Below are 4,246 nucleotides of genomic sequence, written 5' to 3'. Positions count from 1 at the left end.
GTTCAACGGGGATAGCCTGAAAAAATACTTAAATTAACCATTATTAAGTGAAAAAAATTCAGGAATCCCCATCCTCTATAGGATGGGGTGGTTCAACTTAAAGATAATCGTGCATTTTGCAAATATATTTGTCCGATTACTGTATTTTTAAAGATTTCAAGCTACTTTTCACTTTTAAGAGTTAAAGTTAATGAAAATAAATGCATCAGTTGCGGCAAATGTGTAAGGGCATGTCCGATGGATGTTGAAATGTTAAATAATTCCAGAAAAAGAGAAAACGGTACGGAATGTATACTGTGCCTTAATTGTGTTCACAGTTGTCCGAATGATGCCGTGAAATTATGATTTGGACAAACAGGTTTAATTTGAAAAATTAAGTATTTTCAGTCATCATAATGAATCTTTTTGATTAATTTGATATAATATTAATTATTTTCTAACCCGAATAACGTTGCCATGCCTATGTTATAAGCGAGCCAATTGTCTCGGCTGTAGTGGAGGTCTGGGTGAAAATAATTGGTGAGCATATACAATATTGAGGAAGCGGTCCTTGCTCAGAAAACGAATATTCAAGACAAAACATAGTGTTTTAAAATGAATATATTGCAGAGATTTATTTTGGAATCAAAATCGAAAAACCGATTTTGAAAATCGACAAAGTTTTTGAAAGAGTATTTTCTTTAACTTTATTAATGTTAAAAAACATAATAATTATATTATTAATTAATAGGAGTTTATATTAATGACAATCGAAAAAGATGCAGAAGATATTATAGAAAAATTCTCAAAAATATTGGAAGACATTCCGGATTCTGACGAAACCTGGTACATTACCGATAATTTAAACCTAACTCGTGAAGATGAAGCTCATGAGAAAAATCCTGAAAAAATATTAAGAAATGCCAATATTGATAAAGATGGAAATCTTATTGTGAAAAGAGCTGATTGGACAAATTAAGAGGGATTTATATGAGAATAAACTTGGTTCTAGAACTTTTAGATTCTCCAGGACAGTTAGTTAAAGCATTAGAACCAATAAGTGTGTATGGTGCTAATCTAGTAACTGTCATTCATAAGAGAGATTATAAAAACGAAAATGGGAAAGTTCCGGTTCAGCTTACTTTAGAGGGTGAACATGAAGACCTTAAAAAAGTGGTTGACAGATTTGAAGAATTAGGATTTTCCATTATTGAATTGGATGGTGTTGTTAGAAAAGAAAAAATCACTACAATATTCTTTGGCCACATTGTAGACCAGGACTTAAGGGACACTATGGATAGAATAAATAAATTGGACGGTGTTGTAATTGTGGCATTTGATATTAAATTGAACGGTGAGGAAAAATCCACCGCATTGATTAATATCGAAGCGGATATTGGCAAAAAGCAAACAGTATTTGATAAGATTGCAGAAATTGCAGAGGAAAAGGAATTGCTAGTGATTAATGAAGTTTAAGTGATGATTATTATGGATGAATGTAAAGTCATTATCATGGGATTCGGTTCAGTTGGCCAAGGTGTTGCCAATGCCCTATCCATGAAAAAAGATTTAATTAAGGATAAAACTGGTGTTGCAGTAAAAGTAGTTGCAGCAGCAGACTCATCTTCATCTGCAATCTCACAAGATGGCTTAGATGAAGAATTACTTGTAAAGACTAAAAAAGAGAAAGGAAAACTATCAGCATATCCTGAATTTGGGTCTGATAAGAATGGTGCAGATGTATTGGATGCTGTTGAATACGATTGTCTTATAGAAGCAACTCCTACAAATATCGTTGATGCACAGCCTGCACTTTCACTAACCCTAAAGGCATTCGAACAGGGAAAAGATGTTGTAACCTCAAATAAGGGACATTTGGCCTTAAAATTCAAGGAAGTTGTTGGTGCTGCTGAAGAGGCCGGTGTGGAATTTAAGTATGAAGCCAGTGTTGGCGGATCAATGCCAATCATCAATTTCACAAAAGATACTTTAGCTTCCTGTGAAATCAAATCAATCAAAGGTATCCTGAACGGTACCACAAACTACATTTTATCAAGAATGACTTCTGAAGGTTCAGAATATGAAGTCATCTTAAAGGAATCACAGGAATTGGGTATTGCAGAAACCGACCCGACCCAGGATGTTGAAGGTATTGATGCAGCATGTAAAACCGTCATCTTGGCAAATTCTCTATTGGGAATTGATGCAACCTACAGTGACGTTAAGGTTGAAGGTATTTCAAAAATTAACTCCCAAGCCATTGAACTGGCCAAAAGGGATGATTACCTGATAAAATTAATTGCTGAAGTATCCCCTGACAATCTGCAGGTATCTCCTCGTTTAGTTAAAAGAGGAAGTTCCTATGATGTAAGCGGAACCTTGAATATGGCTACAATCAAGACCGATTTGGCTGATGAGGTATCCGTAATTGGACTTGGAGCAGGTTCCCTTGAAACCGCTTCTGCGATGTTGACTGACTTGATTAGTATTTTAAAAAGTAAATACTAATTTTTTTATTTTTATTTTTACTTTGATGATATTATGAAATATGTAATTTTTATCCCTGACGGTTCCAGTGATTACCCTGTAGATGAATTGGACGGAAAAACTCCTTTGATGGTGGCCAATACTCCAAATATTGATAAATTGGCCAAAAAAGGTTTTGGAGGTTTTACAAACAATGTTCCTGAACAGTATACTCCAGGCTCTGATGTTGCAAATATGAGCATTTTCGGTTTCAATCCTGCAGATTACTATACCGGCCGTGGACCTTTAGAGGCCGGAAGCGAAGGCATTCCAACAAAACCTGAAGATGTTATATTCAGATGCAATACAATATTCAGCGAAAGCGATGCAATGGATGACTTTAATGCAGGCCACATTTCCACTGAAGAGGCGGATGTGCTGATGAAAGGTCTGAACGAATATTTCACAGAAAAATATCCTGACTTTAAGGGAAAGTTCTACACCGGAGTAAGCTACAGGCACCTGTTCATTTATTCCTGTGACAGTATAGAAGATGCAGAAATCCTTTCAAGCATCAAGACAATGCCTCCTCATGACATTGTTGGCGAAAATCTTTTAGATAACATGTTTGGAGAATGTGAATTGGCTGAAGAAATCCAAAACATAATGTTTGAAGCAAGAGAATATCTAAAAGACCATGAAATCAATCAGAAAAGGGAAATTCCTGCTAACATGGTATGGCTATGGGGACAGGGAGTGACTCCAAGCTTGCCTAACTTCGAAGAGACTTACGGAATTACCGCTTCAGTAATCACAGGAGTGGATCTTCTTAAAGGTATTGGAAACTTCGCCGGAATGAACATTATTGACGTTCCTGGAGCAACAGGATATTTCGACACTGACTATAAACAGAAAGGTGAATATGGTATTGAAGCATTAAAGGAAACTGATTTATTGTTGATTCATATTGAAGCTCCTGATGAAGCGGGTCATGCTCAAAATACTGCTGAAAAGGTAAAGGCTATCGAAAGGATTGACGAGTTCATTGTTGGTCCTATCATTGAAAGTCTTGAAGGCTCACCATACAGGGGAGCAATATTGCCTGACCACCCGACACCGATAAGCGTTGGAACTCACACCCGTGACAATGTGCCAATAGTCATATTTGATTCCGAACGCGAAGGTGACGAATGCGAATCCTTTGATGAGGAAGGCGTTAAAAAAGGTTCATTGGAATTCAAAAAAGGACATTTATTAGTTCAAAGATTGATTGATGGAGATTATTAAAATGAAAGTATTATTGGTAAATGGAAGCCCACATAAGAACGGATGCACATACACTGCATTAACAGAAGTTGCAGAAACCTTAAAAACACATGACATTGAAACAGAAATATTCTGGATTAAAACAAAACCTATAACCGGCTGCATCGCATGCATGAAATGCGGCGAGAAAGGACAGTGCACTTTTGACAATGATGTTGTAAACGAATTTGTTAAAAAGGCATATGATGCAGACGCTTTCGTATTCGGCTCACCGGTTTATTATGCCAGCGCAAACGGATCCATGACTTCATTTATGGACCGTGCATTTTACTCAAACTCACATGGGGCTAATGGAGAAGCTTTTAAGCATAAGCCTGGAGCGGTGGTTTGCTCTGCAAGGCGTGGTGGTACAACTGCAACTTATGACCAATTAATCAAGTATTTGGGAATCAGCCAAATGCCTATCATTTCCTCATTCTATTGGAATATGGTTCATGGAAACACTCCTGAAGAGGTAATGCAGGATGAAGAGGGA

6 protein-coding genes are annotated in these 4,246 nt (G+C 36.8%); all 6 read left to right on the top strand.

Annotated features, from left to right (window positions below; all coding sequences use genetic code 11):
* The first annotated feature begins 87 nt into the window (after positions 1-87).
* Positions 88-345, top strand: coding sequence for a 4Fe-4S dicluster domain-containing protein (locus QZN27_RS09075; protein WP_296786690.1), 258 nt, complete (start codon positions 88-90; stop codon positions 343-345).
* A gap of 397 nt (positions 346-742) precedes the next feature.
* Complete coding sequence (gatC, locus tag QZN27_RS09070; RefSeq protein ID WP_292603333.1) at positions 743-958, top strand: Asp-tRNA(Asn) amidotransferase subunit GatC; 216 nt, start codon at positions 743-745, stop codon at positions 956-958.
* 11 nt (positions 959-969) lie between these two features.
* A complete protein-coding gene (locus tag QZN27_RS09065; RefSeq protein ID WP_296786686.1) occupies positions 970-1,455 on the top strand; it encodes an amino acid-binding protein in 486 nt (161 codons plus the stop codon).
* Between the two features lie 12 nt (positions 1,456-1,467).
* Positions 1,468-2,487 carry a homoserine dehydrogenase gene (locus QZN27_RS09060; protein WP_296786684.1) on the top strand — a complete coding sequence of 340 codons (1,020 nt, stop codon included), beginning with the start codon at positions 1,468-1,470 and terminating at the stop codon, positions 2,485-2,487.
* Between the two features lie 33 nt (positions 2,488-2,520).
* Positions 2,521-3,732 (top strand): cofactor-independent phosphoglycerate mutase, encoded by a 1,212-nt coding sequence (locus QZN27_RS09055; RefSeq protein ID WP_296786682.1) that lies wholly within the window; start codon positions 2,521-2,523, stop codon positions 3,730-3,732.
* A gap of 1 nt (position 3,733) precedes the next feature.
* Positions 3,734-4,246, top strand: a 513-nt coding sequence (locus tag QZN27_RS09050; RefSeq protein WP_296786679.1) for a flavodoxin family protein, incomplete at its 3' end; no start/stop codon positions are given.

The sequence above is a fragment of the uncultured Methanobrevibacter sp. genome (assembly GCF_900316895.1).
Lineage (GTDB): Archaea > Methanobacteriota > Methanobacteria > Methanobacteriales > Methanobacteriaceae > Methanocatella.
This window is presented reverse-complemented; position numbering and strand designations above follow the sequence as displayed.

Excerpts from the sequence above, each read along its gene's own strand:
- QZN27_RS09055 (WP_296786682.1), top strand. The coding sequence starts at position 2,521 with ATGAAATATGTAATTTTTATCCCTGACGGTTCCAGTGATTACCCTGTA.
- QZN27_RS09065 (WP_296786686.1), top strand. The coding sequence starts at position 970 with ATGAGAATAAACTTGGTTCTAGAACTTTTAGATTCTCCAGGACAGTTA.
- gatC (WP_292603333.1), top strand. The coding sequence starts at position 743 with ATGACAATCGAAAAAGATGCAGAAGATATTATAGAAAAATTCTCAAAA.
- QZN27_RS09060 (WP_296786684.1), top strand. The coding sequence starts at position 1,468 with ATGGATGAATGTAAAGTCATTATCATGGGATTCGGTTCAGTTGGCCAA.